This is a genomic window from Alteromonas sp. ABH2_165 (assembly GCF_056159945.1).
Genome location: NZ_JBSWWF010000001.1, coordinates 82,503 through 104,159, shown reverse-complemented (window position 1 = coordinate 104,159; position 21,657 = coordinate 82,503). Strand labels below are relative to the sequence as shown.

The 21,657-nt window shown below is 50.1% G+C and carries 19 protein-coding genes; 6 read left to right on the top strand and 13 right to left on the bottom strand.

What is annotated here, in order from left to right:
- Positions 1-26 precede the first annotated feature (26 nt).
- Positions 27-911, bottom strand: coding sequence for a helix-turn-helix domain-containing protein (locus ACXAFQ_RS00380; RefSeq protein WP_474817638.1), 885 nt, complete (start codon positions 909-911; stop codon positions 27-29).
- Positions 912-1,016: 105 nt separating this feature from the next.
- Between ACXAFQ_RS00380 and ACXAFQ_RS00375 the strand changes: the two genes are divergently transcribed.
- Both ACXAFQ_RS00375 and ACXAFQ_RS00370 read left to right on the top strand, forming a co-directional pair.
- Positions 1,017-1,418, top strand: a complete 402-nt coding sequence (locus tag ACXAFQ_RS00375; RefSeq protein ID WP_474817637.1) for a protocatechuate 4,5-dioxygenase subunit alpha — start codon at positions 1,017-1,019, stop codon at positions 1,416-1,418.
- Positions 1,411-2,256, top strand: coding sequence for a class III extradiol dioxygenase family protein (locus ACXAFQ_RS00370; protein ID WP_474817636.1), 846 nt, complete (start codon positions 1,411-1,413; stop codon positions 2,254-2,256). Before ACXAFQ_RS00375 ends, ACXAFQ_RS00370 begins: the two co-directional genes overlap by 8 nt.
- 92 nt (positions 2,257-2,348) lie before the next feature.
- On the opposite strand, the gene ACXAFQ_RS00365 is transcribed toward ACXAFQ_RS00370, so the two are convergent.
- From ACXAFQ_RS00365 to ACXAFQ_RS00350, 4 genes are all read right to left on the bottom strand, one after another.
- A complete protein-coding gene (locus tag ACXAFQ_RS00365) occupies positions 2,349-3,335 on the bottom strand; it encodes an aldo/keto reductase (RefSeq protein WP_474817635.1) in 987 nt (328 codons plus the stop codon).
- Positions 3,336-3,517: 182 nt separating this feature from the next.
- Positions 3,518-4,459 (bottom strand): Gfo/Idh/MocA family oxidoreductase, encoded by a 942-nt coding sequence (locus tag ACXAFQ_RS00360; protein ID WP_474817634.1) that lies wholly within the window; start codon positions 4,457-4,459, stop codon positions 3,518-3,520.
- 69 nt (positions 4,460-4,528) lie between these two features.
- A complete protein-coding gene (locus ACXAFQ_RS00355) occupies positions 4,529-5,422 on the bottom strand; it encodes an amidohydrolase family protein (protein WP_474817633.1) in 894 nt (297 codons plus the stop codon).
- A gap of 301 nt (positions 5,423-5,723) precedes the next feature.
- Positions 5,724-6,611 carry a helix-turn-helix domain-containing protein gene (locus ACXAFQ_RS00350; protein WP_474817632.1) on the bottom strand — a complete coding sequence of 296 codons (888 nt, stop codon included), beginning with the start codon at positions 6,609-6,611 and terminating at the stop codon, positions 5,724-5,726.
- Between the two features lie 120 nt (positions 6,612-6,731).
- Between ACXAFQ_RS00350 and pobA the strand changes: the two genes are divergently transcribed.
- On the top strand, positions 6,732-7,940 hold the full coding sequence (gene pobA, locus ACXAFQ_RS00345; RefSeq protein ID WP_474817631.1) for a 4-hydroxybenzoate 3-monooxygenase: 1,209 nt from the start codon (positions 6,732-6,734) through the stop codon (positions 7,938-7,940).
- A 92-nt stretch (positions 7,941-8,032) separates the two neighbouring features.
- Here the strand turns inward: pobA and ACXAFQ_RS00340 are convergent, their stop codons facing one another.
- Positions 8,033-9,613, bottom strand: a complete 1,581-nt coding sequence (locus tag ACXAFQ_RS00340; protein ID WP_474817630.1) for an L-lactate permease — start codon at positions 9,611-9,613, stop codon at positions 8,033-8,035.
- A 328-nt stretch (positions 9,614-9,941) separates the two neighbouring features.
- Between ACXAFQ_RS00340 and ACXAFQ_RS00335 the strand changes: the two genes are divergently transcribed.
- A complete protein-coding gene (locus ACXAFQ_RS00335; protein ID WP_474817629.1) occupies positions 9,942-10,685 on the top strand; it encodes a class II aldolase/adducin family protein in 744 nt (247 codons plus the stop codon).
- Between the two features lie 162 nt (positions 10,686-10,847).
- Here the strand turns inward: ACXAFQ_RS00335 and ACXAFQ_RS00330 are convergent, their stop codons facing one another.
- Together ACXAFQ_RS00330 and ACXAFQ_RS00325 are read right to left on the bottom strand one after the other, a co-directional pair.
- Positions 10,848-11,750: a lactate/malate family dehydrogenase gene (locus ACXAFQ_RS00330; protein WP_474817628.1), complete on the bottom strand. Its 903-nt coding sequence runs from the start codon at positions 11,748-11,750 to the stop codon at positions 10,848-10,850.
- Between the two features lie 352 nt (positions 11,751-12,102).
- Entirely contained in the window at positions 12,103-13,053 is a 951-nt protein-coding gene (locus ACXAFQ_RS00325) for a LysR substrate-binding domain-containing protein (RefSeq protein ID WP_474817627.1), read from the bottom strand.
- 93 nt (positions 13,054-13,146) lie between these two features.
- Between ACXAFQ_RS00325 and ACXAFQ_RS00320 the strand changes: the two genes are divergently transcribed.
- A complete protein-coding gene (locus ACXAFQ_RS00320) occupies positions 13,147-14,061 on the top strand; it encodes a dimethylarginine dimethylaminohydrolase family protein (RefSeq protein ID WP_474817626.1) in 915 nt (304 codons plus the stop codon).
- Positions 14,062-14,071: 10 nt separating this feature from the next.
- Positions 14,072-15,310, top strand: coding sequence for a M20 family metallo-hydrolase (locus ACXAFQ_RS00315; protein WP_474817625.1), 1,239 nt, complete (start codon positions 14,072-14,074; stop codon positions 15,308-15,310).
- Between the two features lie 74 nt (positions 15,311-15,384).
- Here ACXAFQ_RS00315 and ACXAFQ_RS00310 read toward each other — a convergent pair whose 3' ends face one another.
- The 5 genes from ACXAFQ_RS00310 to ACXAFQ_RS00290 all read right to left on the bottom strand — a co-directional run bounded on the left by ACXAFQ_RS00310 (position 15,385) and on the right by ACXAFQ_RS00290 (position 21,596).
- Positions 15,385-15,705 carry a 2Fe-2S iron-sulfur cluster-binding protein gene (locus tag ACXAFQ_RS00310; protein ID WP_474817624.1) on the bottom strand — a complete coding sequence of 107 codons (321 nt, stop codon included), beginning with the start codon at positions 15,703-15,705 and terminating at the stop codon, positions 15,385-15,387.
- A 108-nt stretch (positions 15,706-15,813) separates the two neighbouring features.
- Positions 15,814-16,950 carry an aromatic ring-hydroxylating oxygenase subunit alpha gene (locus ACXAFQ_RS00305; protein ID WP_474817623.1) on the bottom strand — a complete coding sequence of 379 codons (1,137 nt, stop codon included), beginning with the start codon at positions 16,948-16,950 and terminating at the stop codon, positions 15,814-15,816.
- Between the two features lie 419 nt (positions 16,951-17,369).
- Positions 17,370-18,743: a YjiH family protein gene (locus ACXAFQ_RS00300; protein WP_474817622.1), complete on the bottom strand. Its 1,374-nt coding sequence runs from the start codon at positions 18,741-18,743 to the stop codon at positions 17,370-17,372.
- A gap of 391 nt (positions 18,744-19,134) precedes the next feature.
- A complete protein-coding gene (locus ACXAFQ_RS00295; RefSeq protein ID WP_474817621.1) occupies positions 19,135-19,992 on the bottom strand; it encodes a hypothetical protein in 858 nt (285 codons plus the stop codon).
- Entirely contained in the window at positions 19,986-21,596 is a 1,611-nt protein-coding gene (locus ACXAFQ_RS00290) for a tetratricopeptide repeat-containing sulfotransferase family protein (RefSeq protein ID WP_474817620.1), read from the bottom strand. The genes ACXAFQ_RS00295 and ACXAFQ_RS00290 overlap by 7 nt, the downstream gene beginning before the upstream one ends.
- Positions 21,597-21,657: the final 61 nt, after the last annotated feature.

Genomic DNA, 21,657 nt, shown 5'->3' with positions numbered 1-21,657 from the left:
CGAAACCCGCGAGGGAACGAAGGCCGTCAAGCTTTCCCTTCGCGATCATGGTTTCGTGACTGTTCTCGAAACCCTTTTGGCGACACCTTTTCGTGCTTGCGAAAAAAACGAGAAAAATGTGAGGGCTCGTTAAAACCGAGGCGGTCCGAAATAGTAGCAATACTCATATCAGCGAACACCAGATAGCGTTTGGCCTCTGTTAACAAAAACTGATGAATGAGTGCCAGCGCATTTGCGTTAGTGGCGGTTAAACAAATTTGATTAAGATGCGCGGCGGTTACACCAATTTGCTGTGCGTACCATGCAACATTGTGGCGACTTGCGCCATGCTGTTGAATGAGCTGCCTGAACTGGGTAAATTTTTGCTCCGGCTTCGATATGCGACCAGATTGTTCGGGCATCGATCGCTTAATACGAGCCAGCGATATAAACAACTGCTTTAGCAGCACCTGAATCATTTCAACACGATAGCTGTGCCAGTTGGAATCTTCCGTTTCGAGCCGCGAAGCCACTTCAGCAATATCTTTCTCATCACCCGGCGGTACCGCAATTACTTTACCTTCGCTTAGAAATTCTGTGCCCGCAGCAGGTAGCCACAATTCATTGACAATAGGCGACGCCACTGAAAACACCGTGCCTTCTGATCCTTCCCGCCAGCGAAAACCGTGTATGAGCCCCTCTGGCACCGATACCACGCACGGCGCGTTCACCGATAAGGTTTTGCCATCAAGCACAACTTCTCCGCCACCTTTTAACACCAGAAAAAGTTGATGTATGCCTTTATGCCGGTGGGGACTGATTAACCAGTCATGCCGGGCACTGCGGGAATAAAGTGGCTCGCTGTAAAAGAACTCTTTGTGACTGGTTTGTGGATCTCCATAGAAATCCACATAGTCCATGGGAGTTAACATTAAATTAATAAATACACTAAATTGACAAGTAATAGCTAAATATAGGCATTCTTTAGTTAAAAAATCTACCTAAAATACAACAATCTTTGTTAATAGGAGAGCATCATGGGATGGCAGGAACGAGATTATGACAGCATTCCAGGCACGTATGTGTTCGACGGCAAGCGTGCTAACCCAGCGTATGCGCTAAATAAATTACTGTATACCCTCAACGAGGAGCACTGTCGTTTGGAGTTTGCTGCAGACCCGGAAGCATACTGCGACAAACTCGGTGTAAAAGGCGAATTTAAAAAAGCCGTTCTGGAAGAAGACTTCCTCGGCATGCTTCGGATGGGCGCCAATATTTACTTCATGGCTAAAATGGCAATTCCACGGGGCACCTCTGTTCAGGATGCAGGGGCAGCATTTCAGGGTATTACCACCGAAGAGTTTATCGCCAATCTGCAAAAACGTGCGGAAGGCCTGTCTGACAAGATTAAATCAAGAGGAGACTACTGGAATGGCTAAAATTATTGGCGGAATCACCAGCTCCCACATTCCTGCGGTTGGCAATGCCATCAGCAATAACCTGCAACAGGAACCCTATTGGAAGCGCTTTTTCGATGGCTACGGCCCAGCGAAAGAATGGCTGAAAAACGCGCGTCCAGATGTTGTTATCGTGGTGTATAACGACCATGGTCTTAACTTCTTTTTAGATACCGTGCCGACCTTTGCCCTTGGCTGCGCCGACGAATACCACAACGCTGATGAAGGTTGGGGGCTAAAACCGGTTGCACCGTTCAAAGGCAACGCACCACTCTCCTGGCACCTTGCCGAATCATTGGTGGAGCAGGAATTCGACATCACCATGTGTCAGGAGATGAAAGTGGATCACGGCTTTGTGAACCCCATCCGCGCACTATATGGCGACCACGAAATCTGGCCAGTAGAGGCCATTCCGCTGGCAGTGAATACCGTGCAACATCCCGTGCCTACGGCTCGCCGCTGTTACAAGCTGGGTAAAGCGCTCGGTAAGGCGCTGGAAAGCTATCCTGAAGACACCCGCGTAGTGATTCTGGGCACCGGTGGTATGTCGCATCAGTTACAAGGGGAACGGGCCGGTATTATCGATACTGATTTCGATTTGGAGTGTATGGACAAAATTGCCACTGATCCAGAATGGTTTGCCAACCTCTCTAATACCGACATCATGCGGATTGCCGGTACCGAAGGTATTGAAACCATTATGTGGATGGTAATGCGCGGTGCACTAAAAGACGATGCCAAAGTCATTCACAAGCACTATCACGCACCTATTTCAAACACGGGAGCAGGTGTATTAGTGCTGGATAACGAAGCGGAGTAAAGGCACTTTTCTATTTCTTCGTTATAACATTCGCCCATAAAAAAGGCCTGCCAGTGAAAACTGGCAGGCCTTTTTTATTTCCGATAACGTGATTAGAAATCTTCGGTATCGATATCTGCTTGAGCACCCGCACCATAACGGGCGCCCTGTACACTTTGACGGTTAATAATGTCGTCGGCGTGGGCCAGTACAGAATCTGCGATGTCAGCGTCACTGGCACCGATATCTTCAGTAAGATGGGCTTCACTTTTTGTACCAGGCAGCGCATGAATATGTTCACCCTGCGCCAGTACCCACGCAATCGCCAACTGCGCCGGTGTCACGCCGTTGTTTTGCGCCAGGTCTGCAAATTCTGCGTAAAGGGATTTATTGGCAATCCAGTTTTCGCCCTGGAATCGCGGCATCCCTTTTCGAATATCGCCCTCAGCCAGAGTTGCCGGATCATCAATACCACCAGCCAGGTAGCCCCGAGCCAACGGGCTAAATGCCACAAAGTCGATGCCCAAATCGTTACAAGCCGCCAGAACGGCAATTTCTGCATTACGCGTCCACAGAGAATATTCGGTTTGTAATGCTGCAATGGGATATTCTTTATGTGCCCTTCGCAAAGATTCTGCGGACACCTCAGACAAGCCAACGGCGGCAATTTTGCCTGCTTTCACCATATCGCCTAACACGCCTACGCTTTCTTCCACGGGTACGTCTTTGTCGATGCGGTGCAGGTAATACAAATCGATTTGCTCTACCTGCAGATTTTGTAATGCGGTATCTAACGTTCTCACCAAGGTTTCAGGACGACCGTCGATAACACGTTTGCCGTTAACGCCGGTCATGCCGCACTTACTGGCCAGAAAAATCTCGTCGCGGAAACCTTTGATGGCTTCGCCCACCAGTTTTTCATTCTCGCCAAAACCATAAAGCGCGGCAGTATCGAAATGGGTAATACCCTGCTCAAATGCAGAGGCCAGCAAACTGCTGGCCTGTTGTTGAGAAACGGAATCACCATAAGCATGGTTGAGGTTCATACAGCCGAGACCGATCTCGGACACTGACTTACCTGCCAGTACTCGTTGTCTCACTTTTTCTCTCCTTAGCTCAGACAAAGCCGCTTCTTCTTCTGTGCGCGCAGGTAAAGGCAAAACACGCCGTGAATCCATCCTTGGAGGCTCTGCTGCAGCATCCATGCTGCAGAAGGTTTCTGACTTTACCCGCGCTCCCATCAGCGAGGAAGCAACCTGCCCTTATTTGCGTCTGTCGTGAATTACGCGTTTAACTGCTGCTCAAGATCGTGCAGGACTTTGTAGCAGTTAATGACTTTATGTACGCTGCTGTTCGGTTCACGGCCTTCTTTAATGGCTGCCAGGAACTCGCGATCCTGCAATTCGATACCGTTCATAGACACATCTACTTTAGAGACATCGATAGCGTTTTCGCGACCATCTACCAAATCATCGTAACGGGCAATGTAAGTGCCGTTGTCACAGATATAACGGAAGAAAGTACCTAAAGGACCATCGTTATTGAACGACAGCGACAACGTACAAATTGCCCCATTTTCTGCCTGTAGCTGAATAGACATATCCAGTGCAATGCCCAGTTCTGGGTGAATCGGTCCTTGGATCGCGTTCGCTTTCACAATGGGTGAACCGGCTTGGTATTCGAACAGGTCGACGGTATGCGCAGCATGGTGCCACAGCAGGTGATCGGTCCACGAACGGGGCTCCCCTTTGGCGTTAATGTTCTTGCGGCGGAAAAAATAAGTTTGTACATCCATTTGCTGGATATTCAGTTCGCCTGCGGTAATTTTGTTATGCACATACTGGTGTGACGGATTGAAACGGCGAGTATGACCCACCATACAAATCTTGCCGGTTTCCTGCTGGGTTTTTACTACCGCTTCAGAATCTTCCCAGCTATCAGCCAGTGGAATTTCAACCTGGACATGTTTGCCCGCCTTCATACATTGAATTGACTGGGCCGCGTGTTGTTGCGTAGGGGTACAGAGGATAACGGCATCCGCATCTGATTCCAGCGCGTCTTCCAGCGAGGTGTAAACGTTTGGAATGCCATATTCGTTAGCAACGTCTTGGGTTTTTTCTGCGTTGCGCCCTACCAGACCGACGACTTCTGCGCCGTCGATGTTTTTCAGGCCATCCAAATGTTTAATCCCGAACGCGCCGGGACCTACCACGATTACTTTCATTTTGTTCTCCCAAATACTGTTCTGCATTCACTCGGGTAGCGCAATCTAAGTTTGCTACCCTACTGAAAATTAATCCGCCCAATAAAGGCGCATAGGGTTATCAATCAATAATTTTCGTTGAAGTGCCTCGGTAGGCGCTATTTTCGGTATCACGTCAACCAAGTGACCATCATCAGGCATATGGTTTTTCATATTTGGGTGCGGCCAGTCGGTGCCCCACAGTACGCGATCTTCAAAGCGGGTTACCACTTCGCGGGCAAACGGCACCACATCGTCATAACGGCCTTCAGGACCCACCAACGATAACCGTTCCGGACAGCTCACCTTCGACCAGAAGTTCTTGTTCTCTTCCATTAATTTAAGGAACAGCGCAAACTCAGGGCCATCAACCGGTTTGGAAATATCAGGACGGCCCATGTGATCGACCACAACCGTAGTAGGCAAGCTGGTAAAGAAATCATACAGCTCCGGTAACTCCTGCGATTCGAAGTAAATCACAATATGCCAGCCCAGCGGCTTAATCTTTTCTGCAATGATGCCCAGTGAGTCGAAGGGTAATGCATCAACCAAACGTTTTACGAAGTTGAAGCGAACCCCACGAACGCCAGCGGCATGTAGCGCTTGCAGCTCTTCGTCGGTAATGTCGGCTTTTACCGTAGCGACGCCACGGGCCAGCCCATTGGAATGATTCAGCGCATCCACTAGCGCACGATTGTCAGCACCATGACAGGTAGCCTGCACAATGACATTGCGACTGAAGCCAAGGTAATCTCTCAATGCCCAAAGCTGATCTTTAGAGGCATCGCAAGGGGTGTATTTTCTTTCGGGTGCAAAAGGGAACTGATCGCCAGGACCAAATACATGACAGTGCGCGTCGACCGCACCTTCCGGCACTACAAATTCTGGTTTTGACGGCGACTGATGCCAGTGCAACCAGTCAGCATCAACAGTAAATTTACCCATTCGGTAATCCTTGGCTTGCAGATTAAATTGTACAATCAGTACATTAAGAAAGACGCTGTTCGCGGTAACTGGCCGATAGTTCAGGCGCGAAATACCGTGAACATATTCACATATCACCAGTATGCCTAATTGGGGTGCATGCTGCTCTTTAGAAATTCGTAAACAGACATTATTTTTTTCTATAACTAAACCTTAAAATAGCCACAACAATCCTTCACGACACCATATGTTGTGCGGTTCTCGCTGTAATAAATAAATCTGATATTCAGTTTTAAGACACAGACGATGCGCCCCGTTGATGTTAAAGGTCGCTGTTGCGCCGGAAGTCACCTGCGGTAACACCTTCAGACTGTTTGAAGAAGCGGCAAAAATAGCCGGTATCCTTGAAACCTAACGTTGTCGCAATTTCTTCCAGTGACTGCCGGGTATAAATAAGCCGCCTTTTGGTTTCGTTAATGAGTTTCTGATGGATCAGTTTTTTGGGTGTGGTATGCAGGTGATGCTGACAAATACGACTTAACGTAGATACCGAAATATACAATCTGGATGCGTAATCCGCCACAGTAAGATGCTCGGTAAAATGCTTATCGATAAGCTCCCGAAATCCCAGCAAAACTTTCGAATCACGGCCAGAAATGCTGGCGTGAGAACTGCCTTCTTTGACCTGGCGGGCAATAGAAATGAACAACAATTTGATAATCATGTTAATACTGAGCGCCGCCCCTACACCAGGGTTTTGCATTTCTTCGGCCAGTAATTTCAAGTAGTTGGAGAAGCGCTGCGCCTGCTCCTTCCCATTAAATTCAATGGCTCTTGGTGTCCACACTGCCTGGGTAAATTCAGCGATGTCACCGCCAGAATTGATTTCATTGATCACATCGGTATTCACCGATAACACATAGCCATGGGTGTAAGGGGCAAAATTAAACCCATGTACCACGCCAGGCGGAATGGTCACCAGCCAGTCTCCCGAGAGTTGCAGCGTTTCGTCGTCTAACTGCACTGTCCAGTTGTTGTCGAACACACAAAGAATTTGTAACAGTTTGGCGTGCCGGTGAAGCGAAATTTCCCATTCCAATCCCGCGCTGCGGGCACGAATATCTTCCAGATGCACGAAATCGGCACTGAGCTTGAGAAAAGATTCACCATATAAATCGTAAAACGGGATATCCGCAGACTTAGAAACCATTTACATTAATTACAAACCGTTAACTTGAATAAAAAGTACAATAGAATGCATCGAATTTGAATTATTCTTTGCAACTTTTTTACGCACTATGAAGCATATTCCCCTGTGTCAGGAAAGATTATGCAAACCATTAAAACGCAAGTCGCCATTATTGGTGCCGGTCCTTCAGGGCTGCTTCTGGGTCAGTTACTGGCAAAAGCCGGTATCGACAATGTGATTATTGAAAGGGTATCGGGTGAGTACATTCTCGGTCGGATCCGCGCTGGTATTTTAGAACAAGGGTTTGTCGATTTAGTTCGCGAGGCCGGTGTGAATGCGCGAATGGACGCTGAAGGCCATGTTCACGACGGTTTTGATATTGCCTACTACGGCAAGCGCTTCCGCATTGATTTAAACAAACTCACCGGTGGTAGCACCGTAATGTGTTATGGCCAGACAGAGATCACACGCGATCTGATGGAAGCGCGTGAAAGCAGTGGCCTCACAACTTATTATGAGTCGTCAGACGTTGAGTTACACGACGTTAAAGATGCACCTCATGTAACCTTTACGCAGAATGGCGAAAAGATCACCGTGCAGTGTGATTTTATTGCCGGTTGCGATGGCTTCCACGGCGTTTCCCGTAAAACCATTCCCGAGGAAAAGCGCAAAGAACATGAACGCGTTTACCCGTTTGGCTGGTTAGGCGTACTCAGTGATACGCCACCGGTTAGCGATGAACTGATTTATTGTAAAACGGCCCGCGGCTTTGCTTTGGCCAGTATGCGTTCAGAAACCCGCTCACGCTATTACCTGCAAGTGCCCCTTACCGATAAAGTGGAAAGCTGGAGTGATGAGCTATTTTGGGAAGAGCTGAAGAAGCGTTTGCCAGAAGATGCCGCCAACCGTTTGGTAACCGGCCCGAGTATTGAAAAATCTATCGCGCCGCTGCGCAGTTTCGTATGCGAACCCATGCAATGGGGCAAACTGTTCCTGGTAGGCGATGCCGCTCACATTGTACCGCCTACCGGCGCAAAGGGACTGAATCTGGCTGCCTCAGATGTTTCCACTCTGTATAAATTGCTGCAGAAGTTCTACAAAGATGGCGATGAAAATGCGCCTATCCGTTACTCAGAAATTGCATTACGCCGGGTGTGGCATGGAGAACGCTTCTCATGGTGGATGAGTAATATGCTGCATGATTTTGATGAAACAAACGCATCAGGTATGGATAAAGCCACCTTCGACCGCTTTATGCAGTCTGAACTGGATTTTTACCTCAATTACGAAGAAGGCCAAAAAGTAATTGCCCGACAATATGTGGGCATGCCTTACGAAACAATTGAATAACCAGATTCGTTATCATGCTGTCAGCCGGGCGCCAGCCCGGCTTTGCCAACTCACTTTTACCGCACCGGAGCTTCACACACTCTTTGGCGCTTTTATAAAAGCACGCGCAGAATGACCTGCCCCATAAGCGCGGCAACCAGCGCATAAACCAGCATGGGCAGAATGGTTCTTTTTATCATCGCCCCCTCCTGATTTTTTATTCCCAGAATAGAACACACGGCAATAATATTATTCAGGCAAATCATGTTGCCCATGGAAGCGCCAACTGACTGCAGCGCCAGCACTACGCTCACCGGCAAGCCGGTCTGCTGAGCAATACTGTACTGGATGCCGCCAAAGGTCAGGTTAGATACCGTAGCGGAACCGGAGAAGAACGAACCAAGCGCCCCCAGCAATGATGCTACATAAGACCAGTTCGCCCCCAGGGTGTCTGCCAGCGTATTGGCAATGATGAAAATGGGCGCATTATCCTCCCCCTGCATCATAAAGTTCACCATCATCAACGCCCCGATTAACGCAATGACGGGAAGCTTTATGCGTTGCCAGGTATCGGTCGTGGCTTGCTGTAACTGACTCCGTGAAAGCGAAAGTACTGGAATGAGTATCAGAACCGTTACCACAAACGGAATCATGGCGGGTACATAAAGGGTTTTATACGTCCATCCGACTGCGGTATCGAAGATAGTGTGCCAGGACAAAATAAGCGCCCGGCTGATGCCGAAATCACCAAAGGAAAATAGTAGCGTGGTATCGTTCAGCCAGCCTTTTACCGGCCACTGCTTTATCCGGGTAACGATAAGAATCACGATCAGTAACAAAAAAGGCGACAGCGCTTTTAAGACCTCAGCAGGATGTAACGCTACGCCTTGCGAGACGTGTTCATTACTTTGCTTTGCCAGACCAATATGAAACTTCGCAGCCAGAATAGAACCACAGAGCCCGACCGCGCCGCCAATCAGTGATGGAAATTCATAATTAACCTGCGCCAGCAGAAAGAAAGGTACCGTACAGCTCAGTGCGCTGATGAGAATAAAAATCAGATTAGTGCGAATCGCCTGCCAGCTAACCAGAAAACGCAGTGCCAGAACCGGAATAAAAAGACTGGCCACCAGATGAATTAACGCCGTCCATGCGGACGTTTCCAGCAACTGCCCCTCGCTCAACGCCAACGCCTCAAAGCCGAACCAGGCCGGCGTTCCCACCGCACCGAACGACACCGGCACGCTGTTCATCACCAATGTAAGCAGTGCAACCCGCATAGGATTGAACCCCAGCCCCACTAAAATTGGTGCCGCAATCGCTGCCGGGGTACCAAAACCAGACGCCCCCTCAAGCATAAACGCAAATGCCCAGCCTATGATCATAAGCTGAGCCACCTGATTATGGCTGATGTTCTCCAGCCATTGCTTTAAGGTATTTTCGGCACCGGATATTACCAGCACACGATTAAGTAGAATGGCACCGGCAACGATAGAAATAGGCGTAAGCACAGACAGCCCACCCGCCACTGCATTAGCCAATAAGGTGAGCTTGTCTGCGTGAAAATAGAAAACCTGTAGCAAACCCGCGAAAAGCGCAGTAAGTGGCAAGGCCACATGGGCAGCCAGGGGATGCTGCTTAGTCATACTCCAAACGAGAAATATCACGGGAAGTATAGCGATTAACGTATCCATGTCAGGCTCCGGAATAAATAGTAGGCAGGCGCGCCGAATCGCAGTGATTTACAAGTACTGTATCATTGGTCAGGGCTACAATGATGACTTCACTGTCCATACTCCCAAATATTAAGTCAGCATGTATTGATCTTCGTCCCTAAATGCTTTGCTGATAAACAGTCTCCCAAAACGACTCAACCATACCAGCAAACCTTGCTAGATCCTTTGACCTGATACCCGTTGCCATGAACTTTATGCATAGCATCAGAAAAATAAATTAGTTGTGACAGAGCTAAAGAATTATTACCGTTTACGGCAAACCATTTAATGACTTAGGAATAAACGAATGGCAGTGAGTGACCAGGACGAAAAGCAGTTGAGGATCGACCTCGCCGCGGCATACCGATTATTGGATCTAAATAACTGGAGCGACATGATCTTTACCCATCTGTCTGCCCGGGTACCAGGTTCAGAAGACCGCTTCCTGCTAAACGCCTATGGCTTGCTGCCAGAAGAGGTGTGCGCTTCAAACCTCATAGAAGTGGATGTTAAAGGTGAAAACGCTAACATCAGCCCTGAGTCGGTTAACCCGGCGGGCTTTACCATTCACAGCGCCCTGCACCTTGCCCGTGAAGATGCACACTGCGTCATGCACACCCATACCATGGCGGGCATGGCCGTGTCTGCGCTGGAAGAAGGTTTGTTGCCAGTGAACCAGACCAACATGGAATTCTACAACCGCGTGGCCTACTACGACTATCAGGGCGTGCCACTGGAATGTGACGAGCGTGAAGCTATTGTGGCCGCTATGGGCGATAAGAACAGCATGATTCTGCGTAATCACGGTCTACTGACCGTTGGCCGGAGTGTGGAAGAAGCCTTCTATCGCATGTATTACCTGAACAAAGCCTGTGAAATTCAGGTAGAAGCAATGAAGACCGGTGGAAAACTGCTGCTGCCTGAGCCTGATGTGTGTGAACATGTGGCGGAGCAAATGGCCAATCCACGCTACAACGCACAAAGTATCGACCTTATCTGGAAGGCTATGCTGCGTAAGCTGGACCGCATCGACACCAGCTATCGCGATTAACCGAACCTGGGATTGAGCGGATAACTGAAGCGGTGAGCGAATTATTCCTCACCGTTTTTTTGTAGAACAACTAAGTGAACTGAAAAAAAGACCCGCAACAAGGCGGGCCCAACGGAGAGCGAAAAAACCGGAAATCTGGCCTTTCGCGAACACTCAGAAAATCTATTGACTAACAAATTTGCGGATTATCGCCGCCGAACCTTCGAACTTAATTTGTTCCTGTTCATTTAAACCAAGGGTAAAACGCATCCCTAGCCCGCTACGCATAATCTGCGTGGGATGGCTGATATAACAACCCGCCGCTTCATCAAACACCGACACCGAAAACACCTTTTCGCTGTCGTCAAAAATCGCTTCACAAATTTTGCTCGTGATACCAGCAATACCATATTCAGTGCAGTGCTTGCCGTTATAAATGGCCGTAGCGGCATGGGCGACCTGACGTTCCAACTCATCTTTCGCCCCCTGCGGAATGTCCCAGCTGTTAATGTGACGATTTGCCACATGCACCGACGACCACACCACAAATTGTGAATCGCCATGCTCACCGCCCATGAAACCGTGCACATCGCTGGGACTTACCTTCAGTAAGTTACCCAGCAGGCGTTGCAGGCGCAGGGTATCTAACGAGGTGCCAGTACCGAAAACACGACTTTTCGGTAATCCGGACGCTTCCTGCAACACCTGTGAGATGACGTCACATGGGTTCGTGATATTCACGACGATGCCGGCAAACCCAACCGTCTTAAGCTTGTTGGCAAGCTCAAGTATACCGGCGCTGTTCTCATAGAACTCGTCCAGACGATCAATCGACGTAATCACCTTCGGACCGATGGCCACGACGATAATATCGGCGCGAAGCATGGCAGACGTGTCGTTTGCGCGGATAGTCACATTACCGTCAAACGCGATGTTAGCATCCTGGAGATCAAGGGCATGACCTTCTGCCTTGCCGTTGTCTGCATCCATCAATGTGAGTTCTGAAACCATTCCTCTGGTTACCAAAACGTGTGCCAGTGATGAGCCGACATTCCCACAGCCAAATATCGCTACATGTCTGTTCATTGTTACTACTCCGATTAATCTGCGTACAGTTTAACCAGCTAAAAACCGCGGTTTCTAACGGCGTTTTTTAATGGTGCTATGCGTTTTTGTAATGGCATTTGCGGAGCGGTGCCTGATGGCCAGAATTGATAGGGTGATTTTGAACACGCCGTAATCTACCTCTGGGGCCAGCGGAGAGACGAGGCGTTGCTAAAGCGAACCGGCGATGCGGTGCCTGATGGCCGGAATCGATATGGTGAAATTGAACACGCCGTGAACACATCCATGTGGGCTCGGCTGCCGCATCCCTGCGGCAGACGGTTCAATTTCACCATATCTTATCCCGTCCGCGGCACCGCTCTCTGCAGCAGCCTCAGACCCCCTCGATAGCTTCGTAGACGGCGCGATTCAGGCGCGCGCCGCCTTTTTCCAAGCTGCTGATGATGGTTTTCAGCACCAGCAATGTGCGCTGGTTCATCCGTTCTCTTGGCTCGGTGACGAGGTAGACGGATTCGCCAATCTGGTGGCCGGTTTCAATGATTTTCATCAGCCTGCCCTGCTGAATGTCCTCCCGCACTTCCATCACGTCAGCCAATGCCATTCCCATCCCCAGACGTGCCGCTTCAATGGCCTGATACGCGTAATCAAAATACGTGTGTCCGGCAGCATCGCGACTGTCGAGACCATGAGACGCCATCCATTGCTGCCACTGATTCAATCTGTCGTGCAGAAGCGGATGAGCCAGCAGCGCTGCCGGTGATGCCTGACGCTGACCGTTAACCAGCTTAGGGCTGCACACTGGCACATAGTATTCATCATAGAGCTTGCGAATAACCCGGCTTTTATCAACAGGCGCTCCCAGCGTCAGGGCAATATCAAATTCCTGACTCAGCGATTCCTGCAGTGGCTCCAGCGTTTTGATCCGCAGGGTAATTTCCGGATATTGTTTCTGCACGTTGGTAAGTACCGGCAACAGCCAGTTCATTGAGATAGTCGCTGTACAGGCGATTGTCAGTTCGCCCTCGATCTGTGTGGGGTTCATATAGTGCAACCCGCGATTCAGTTCCTGGAACGCCGTCTGCACCGACTCCAGCAAGCGGCTTCCGGCTGGCGTTAACTGGATACCGTTAGCCTCGCGGTGAAACAGGTTAATACCCAACCGCTCTTCCAGCTGTCGGATATGCCGGCTCAGAGCCGAATGGGAAACATGCAGCTCTTCGGCGGCCCGGCGCACATGACTATGCCTGCCTGCCGCCTCGAACGCCCGCAATGCTGTTAGCGGTATTTGTCGTAAATCCAGATAAGGAGATTGCTCTGGTCTCATTTTGTCACCAAGGTGGTAAATTTTCGTTACTTGCCTACACCAATTAACACCATAAACTGGAAAAAACATCAATGCTTATGGAGCAAAAAGTCGATGACTGATACCAGTTTTTTCCGTCGCCGTGTTGAGAACGGTGGCACTGAGAGAATGCCTCATTGGGGCATGAATTCTGAATACGGCGTTCTGCAGGACGTGCTGATTGGTCCCATGGACCACTACACCTGGCAGACGGGTAATGCCATGTCACGCCGCTCTATGCGCCTGGGTCGCAGCTTCGACAAAGAAGTCGCCAAACAGCAATATCAGGAAATGGTCGATATTTACGAGCACTGCGGCGTGAAAACCCATTTCCTCAAACCAGATTCAAACCTGCCGTATCAAATTTATGCCCGTGACTCATCGGTGATGACGCCGTGGGGCCCAATCGTTACTCAAATGTACAGCCCCTGGCGTCGTGGCGAATGGCTTGACGTCGTGAAATTTTATCAGCAAGCCGACATTCCCCTATACGACGTGGTGACCGCCGGTACTTTTGAAGGCGGCGATTTCATGGTGCTTGAGCCGGGTGTGATCCTGTGTGGTTACACCGGCGAGCGTACCAGTCAGGAAGGTCTTGACCAGGTGCGAGGCTGGCTGGAAAAAGAAGGCTGGGAATTTCGCGCTTATCAGTTCGACCCTTACTTCCTGCATCTCGATGTAAAAGTGGCCATGCTGTCAGAGAAACTCGCGGCAGTTTGTACACAGGCTGTTGAGCAGGAACAGCTAGACTGGTTTAAATCCCGGGGTATCGAGATCATCGATCTGTCTTACCGCTCTGTACTGGAACTGGGTGTAAATGTAGTAGCGCTGGGTAACGATCGCGTACTGGTGCCAGCAGGCAGCACCGAGCTGGTTGAAAAAGCCAGGGCACACGGTCTGGAAGTATTCAGCCCGGATATGTCTCAGTTCACATCAGGCGGTGGCGGTGTTCACTGCATGTGTCAGCCACTAAGCCGTAAAGACGCATAGGAGATAAAGGATGTCAGTACTAGCCATAAATGGTGAACGTCTGTGGTCTACCCTCATGGAGATGGCAGAAATTGGTGGCACCGCAAAAGGGGGCTGTAATCGCCAGGCATTAACCGACGAAGATAAAATTGGCCGTGAATTGTTTATTGGCTGGTGTAAGGATATAGGTTGCACGCTGCGCGTTGATAAAATGGGCAATATGTTTTTGCGTATGGCCGGTCAGGATAACTCTTTGGCTCCGGTGATTACTGGCAGTCACCTCGACACCCAGCCTACCGGCGGTAAGTTCGATGGTGTTTATGGCGTACTCGCTGGTTTAGAAGTACTGCGCACCCTTCATGACGCAAGCATTACTCCGTTGCGCCCCATCGAAGTTGCCGTATGGACCAACGAAGAAGGTGCACGCTTCTCCCCGGCCATGGTTGGTTCTGGCGTTTGGTGTGGCGAGTTTGATCTGGAATACGGATTGAGCCGCACCGACAAACAAGGCGTGTCGATTAAACAGGCGCTTGAGCAAATCGGTTTCCTGGGCAACGAGCCATGCAAACCCTTCCCGGTAAAAGCAGCGTTTGAGCTTCACATTGAACAGGGCCCGATTCTGGAGTCACTGAAAAAGCCCATCGGCGTGGTGAAAGGCGTACAGGGTATGCGCTGGTATGACTTAATTTTCAATGGTCAGCCGGTTCACGCGGGCCCGACTCCCATGGAGCAGCGCCGTGATCCGTTCATGGCACAGTCTGCTATCGTAACGGAATTGTATGCATTGGCAGCCGAATATTCGCCCTTAGCGCGCGCCACGTTTGGTGATATTAAAGCCGAACCAGGTTCACGCAACACGGTTCCTGCTCGCATTACCATGGCCGTTGATTTACGCCATCCCGATCAGGCTATCCTCGATGAAATGGACACTAAGTTCCGTGAAATTGCAAAAAATGTCTGCGAAAAATTCAACCTCGACTTTGAAATCAAAGATGAATGGAACTCTCCCGCTGTGGAGTTTGATAAAACCTGTGTCGACGCCGTACGTGAGTCAGTGCAAGAAAAAGGCTATGCCTTCGAGGAAATGTTCTCGGGTGCCGGCCATGATTCGGTGTACACGTCGCGGGTTATTCCCACATCAATGATTTTCATCCCATGTGAGAAAGGCATCAGCCACAATGAAGCCGAGAATGCCACGCCCGAAGATATCGAAGCAGGCTGTAATGTGTTACTTGGGGCCATGCTGAAAGTGGCGAATAGTGCGGAATAAGCAGGATTTCAGTTTCCTAAATTAAACATACATAAAAAGGGCGCATCAGCGCCCTTTTTGCTTTGATAAACGACTTACCACTCGGCTTCAGGCACGTGAATAATGGCACCGTCGAGAATGTCGGTCACTTTGATCTGGCACGACAGACGGCTGTTTGGCTGTGGCTCTATTGCGCTTTCCATCACCGACAATTCTACCTCGTCAGCGGTACCAATTTTGTCAATCCAGGCATCATCAATGATGCAGTGGCAGGTAGCACAAGAGCTGTTACCGCCGCAATCTGCAGTGATTTCCTCAATTCCCGCATCCACCGCTGTCTGCATGATTGAATCGCCCTCGAAAGCATCAACAACTTTAATGCTTTCGTCTGGCAGGATAAATGTAATATTTGGCATTGTGTTACTCCAACAGGGCTTTTTCTTCGCCTGATATAAACGGTTGAACGTGCGATGCAGCAGTGGTAACTGACTACGCCGCAGCAATAAAAGAAGGCTGTTGAGCGCTTATTTAGCCTGCATCTTAGTCAGCCACATTTTGTGGAATGCCATGCCCACCTGATCCCAGGCTTGTACCAGATGGCCTTGATCCGCCACGGCTGATGTACGGGTATGCTGCAGCTTATCTAACAGTTCGATGTCCTGCTGATTTACCTCGTTTAACACCTCGCTTAAGCGAGTGCGTTCTTCTACGAACTCGTCACTGGCCGCTTCATCACTGGTAACGTAAATCGTCAGTGTTTCATCGGTTTTCGCTGAGCCATTTGGTTTCACCACAATAGTTTGTACCCAACAAGGATCAACGAAAAACAACGTATTCGGGAAAATGCAAAACCACTGTTGCGTGCCTTGTTTTTCTACGAGCAAACCGTTCCAGTGTGGTAGTTGTTTCGCGGTTTTCGCCGGCTTATTACTGGCACCGTGAGGCAAACGCAGGCCAACAATATCGTTAGACAGAAACAAATCATCCTGCCCCAATGCAGATTCAATCGAGCACGCCTGAGAATGCACAAACGGCACGTGATAACCATCGAGGAAGTTGTCCACCGCCAGCTTCCAGTTCACCTCACCGAAATAGTCGGTGGAACTCACATGACGCATATCCTGATGCGGATACTCTGCCAGCAGCTCGTCCAGCGGCTTAATAAATTCTTCAAACGGTTGAGCATCGCCAGACACGTTCACAAAAATAATGTCCCACCAAATTGCAAAGCGCACTGGGGTAAGGCCTTTATCGGCTTTATCCTCTGCTGAGATGGGCTTGTTTTCGTTCCCATAGAAACGGGGCGCGCCCATGAGTTCGCCATCGAGTTTGAACGACCATTTGTGATAGGGGCACACCAGTGTGCGCTTGTTGCAGGGTTCGTCCACCAGCGGCGCACTCTTGTGACGGCATACGTTGTGAAATACCCCAATGCCGCCGTCTTTATTGCGAATTGCAATAAGCGACACACCGGCGATACGTACCGGCATAATATCGCCGGGCTTTTTCAGTTGTTGCGCGCAGCCAATGCTAGCCCAGCCGCTGGCAAAAACGTTGTCTTTCTCTCGTTCGTAGAGGGTTTGGTCTGCAAAAACAAAACCCGGCAAACCGTGTTTTGAAACCGCCTCGCTATCGATGTTTTCTACTTGGGTAATGCGCATTTAATTCACTCGCCTGTTGAGTCTGTTTTATCTTTGTTCTCTTTGTGGATCAGACCATATTCACGATCGGTCTGGTATACGAAGAATGTTATGTTTTGCTGAGTAAGCTGCGGTCCAAGCCTCTGCAGAAGAGGCGTCCAGCAACCTGAACGAACACCGTTCTAAACCCTTCTGGCCCGGGGAGGGCATTAAGTTCGTGCACCATCGAGCCGTAAAGACGTGGCACTCAAAGGCCAATGGATGAGTCACGCAGTGTTCACGAAGAGAATGCCTGCCGGAATGATAAGCCCGCGGACCGGAGACGGTGTTGCCTGAGTGAACCGTCTGCCGCAGGGATGCGGCAGCCGAGGCCCCAGGGATGGGTTCACGCCGTGTTCACGAAGGCAACACCGTCCCCGGGCCAGAAGGGCTTATCCGCATCAGAACAACAAGTGCGCCATCACGGTGAGAATGGGCAGTGCAATGATGGTCCTGATGATGAAAATCAGTACCAGATGTTTCACTGACAGTGGAATGCTGGAACGCATGATCAGAATGGCACTTTCTGCGAAGAAGATAAGCTGAGTGACGGACAGACCAGCCAGTACGAACTTAGTGATTGGCGATGTCAGTTCACCCGCAATAATGGTGGGAACAAACTGATCGAAAAGCCCCAGTACTACGCCCGGAGCCGCTGCCGAGGCTTCAGGAATATTCATGACATCCAACAGCATACTGATTGGATATGTTAGCGTTTGGAACACTTCAGTGTTGTAATACAGTGCCAGCGTGAACAGTTCGATGGTCATCGCTGCCGGCATCATCATCAGATAAATATCCATCATCGAGTGCCAGCCGCGAGCCAGGGACTGCTTTGGTGACGGCGCTTTTTCAGCCACGCCCACTGCGCGGGCAATGGCGTGTTTAATGCGAGATTCACCGTCATCCACGTCTTCATTCAGTGTTTTACCATGGGCAGGATAATACTCGTCTTTGATCCAGCTCAGCGGCGGTAACCGAGGCGTGATCACTGCACACAAGGTACAAATTAGAAACATGGTGCCATACAGTTGCAGAAAGTAATCGCCGATACCCGCTACACTGGCGGTGAGCAGCACAAAGGGAACCGAGACCACTGAGAAATTCGTCGCGATAACCGAAGATTCGCGCGCACTGTAGTACCCTCTTTCGTACTGCGCATTGGTGAGTACCACGGCAATAGACGATGAACCCACCCAGGAGGCAATGGTGTCGATGGTGGCGCGACCCGGCAGGTTAAACAGTTTCTGGAAAGGACGCTGTAGCATGGTACCGACGAATTCCAGCAGACCGTAATCGGTGAGGAACGGCAGCAGTAAACAGCCTAAACCCACCAGCAGAAATACCGCTCCAGCAACATCAACGTAGGCCGTCACACCAGTTTGGTCAGAAATCAGCCACTGCGGCCCCACCTGCATCACCGTCATCACGGCAAAAATGGCGGCACTAACGTTCACTACTACCCACACCCAATGTGAGGCAATGAGCCGGTCTGACATTGGCAGCTTCTGCGCCACGTGTTTCGGCGTTACGTTGTAGATTACTGAAACCACTGCGGCCAGCACAAAACAGCCAGCGGTGAAAATACCCATGCTCTCGCCAAGCCAGTCTGAAATCTTGCCCGTTAAAATGCCCAGCGCAATGGTCCAGGACCCATCCACATAAAGCGGGGTCAGGAAAAATAAAACCCCGAAAAGGGAACAGCCAAGAAGCTTTGACCATGTTACTAAACTGCTTGAATCCCGCATGTCTAATGCCTGCTCGTTATCACTCATTTTTGTATCTCCGTAACACGTGCTGTCGGCCTCAGGTCCGATCCAACCGCGTTTTCAAATTGCTTCCCGCTCACTTGATAGCTTGACAATATTTTGCACATTAATATCGTTAATGTGTTGCTTGAACCATGCCAGTCTTCGCCTTATAGCCTGCTTATCCCGCCAATGACTGTTTGGTCAGATTTGCGTCATCAATGGCTAAAAATTGTGTGTAAATCGGCCAAAATGTTCTGTTCAGAGGCGTTCCGCTGAACCTGATGACGCTGAGCAAAGAGCCAGGACGGTTTACACTTTTACACTGCACCTCTTTGGCGCACTCGACACCCAACTGTGGTGCACACGCCCCACATTGGGTCACATTGGTCAATCCACTCCGTCCCGCCTGGCGAAGTCACGCGGATCTAACGGCCTTATCCCACAAGGTTTCTGCGGTTTCTTTCAACAGCAGGGCTTCTTCCCAGCGGTCACTGAGCTCGTAGCCATCGGCACCAGTCATGGCATAAACTGGAGGACCAAGTTCGCTTAAGAACACACAGCGTGCATCGCTGTCTTTGCCGTGGCGGGCAATGTACTGTTCGAAACCTTCCTGCCACCAGCTTTGAAATAGCTCAAACCAGGGTTTGTGTTGAGGGAATAAAATTGGCACCTGAATTTGCTCACGGGTGGCAACCCGGCCATGAAAGGCTTCGGCGCGGGTAAGAAACTGAGACATACGTTTATGCGCATTTTCGTGAAGTGGCAAATACCATTCCTGATTCACCAGCGTATGAGATAAGTCAGCCACCATCAGAAGCTCAGGCACCTGCTCCATCAGCTGCAGGGTGAACAGCAGATCGTTGGTCATGCAGTTGCGGTGAATTTCCACGTGGGTTTTCACCCCACCTTCTTCGCCAATTCGTAGCCATGCTTTCGTTGTCGCTGCAACGTCTTCAACGCACCAGGGTTCAATCTGACCAACAATGGCGATAAAACGGGGTTGCACCGGCTGGCGGGCAACAAAGCTAACAATTTCTTTATAATGAGGAATGCTTTGCACGAAGGCGTTGTAGCAAAGGTCTAGTCCAAATTCCTGTAGCAGCGGCATGGCTTCTTCAACAATTTCTTCCGTGTGATAACCGAGGTCAAAACTCACACCTTTGAATCCCGCACCGGCGATTTTTTCTATCTTTTCCCGAAGGGTCCATTCGAACCCATCAGGCCGCTTGAACTCCATCGCCCACATGGACTGAAATACATCCAGTGCTACCATTTTATGTCCTCTTCAGTTAAGGGAGTCATACCCTCTTTTTCCAGTTGTTTTTTTAATGATGAAAGCGCGTCTTCGTAGTGTTTCCACTGCCCTACATAGCGGCTATGCAGTGGTTCTTTTATTTGACTGGCGCTGGCAGTTTGCGTGGCGCCAACCTGGTTATAAAATGCAAGGCAGGCTGGTTCCCAGCTGAGATTGCAGAAATCCAGCATGCTGCAAACGGTGTTTTCAGGCTGCGCAACGAGGGTTTCGTAATTCACCGTGAGCATGCGCTCGCCGTAGGTTTGCTGCCATTGATTCATCATCTGCTGATATACCGACATGTAGGCAGCAATATCATTCAGCGAATAGGAATAGTCGTAGCCGCGGGAAAAAAGCATTTTGAAATTGCTGAACGCGGTATCCATGGCGTTACGGGTCACCTGAATGATTCTGGCATTGGGAATAGCGGCCAGAATAACCGGCACAAACAGCGCATTCAGCGGCAGCTTGTCGGTAAATATCCCGGTGCAGTCCAGCAAGTCGCGGCTCAGTGCCATATAGCGTTCGCCGATGGCGTTAAAATTGACGCCGGCGATTTTTTCAAGCGCTTCAGCCGTCACGCCTTCCGGCCCTTCAAACCAGCTTTTGCCGCTGGCTTCCAGTAGCGTCATGGGCATAAAGTTCAGCTCGCCGCCACTGGTCACAGAAGAATGGGTTGAGAGAATACGCTCAACCAAGGTAGTACCCGTGCGCGGCATACCAACAATAAATACCGGGCCGGGCTCATCACACTGCGCCTGAGCAGGAAAAGTATTGTTCGCCACCAACGACTGCATGGCCCGGATGCGAGCAATTTCTAGTTCAGTGGTGAAAGTCTGCATCGCTTTTTTTGCTGACGCGCCTTGACTGAATGCATCAAAGGCGGCAGTAAAATCCCCCTGCTCTTCCAGCACTTTGCCACGAGCGTAATACAGAGCAGCCAGTGCAGGTTCATCAGGCCCGGAAGTAGACGTATTTGCACTCAGGCATGCGTCAATGCGGGCCAGCGTGTCATCGTACACGCCGTGTTTTTTCACGTGCGCCAGCGCACTGCAAGCTTCCGCATCGGCGGGATTGTTGTCTAGGACAGCACGCAGCAGCGCAGCCGCTTCGTCCAGCTTACCGGTATAGCGCAAAATGGCAGCGAGATTATATTTCGCTTCAGCATTGTCACCGTCGATGGTGAGGAGTTGCCTGTAGACATTTTCCGCTTTCGCGTAATCCAGCCCCTGAAAGTACAGCAGTGCCAGTGCGGCTAAATCAGACACAGTCATGGTCGATGTCAGAGCATCAAGCCGGCTCAGCACTTTACGGGTGGCATTCCATGCGCTGAATCCGGCGTACACTTGCGCCAGATGAAGCAGATAGGCAGGATTTTCAGGCGCAATATCCACGGCTTTCAATGCCGCGTTTACTGCCATGCGATTTTGTTTGAGGTGCAGGCTTACTTCAGACAGCAGTTGCCAGCCACGGGCATCGTTTGCATAGTTTTTGACAAGTTGAATACAGTCCGCCGCAGCCGCATCGAAATTACGCTGTGCAATATATTGCTCAATTCTGGCGTGGGTTTCAGACTGGTTCATGTTTTACTCCGACTGTATTCAACTTAACAAAATGAGAGGGCTGGCTGACCGCAACCGGTCA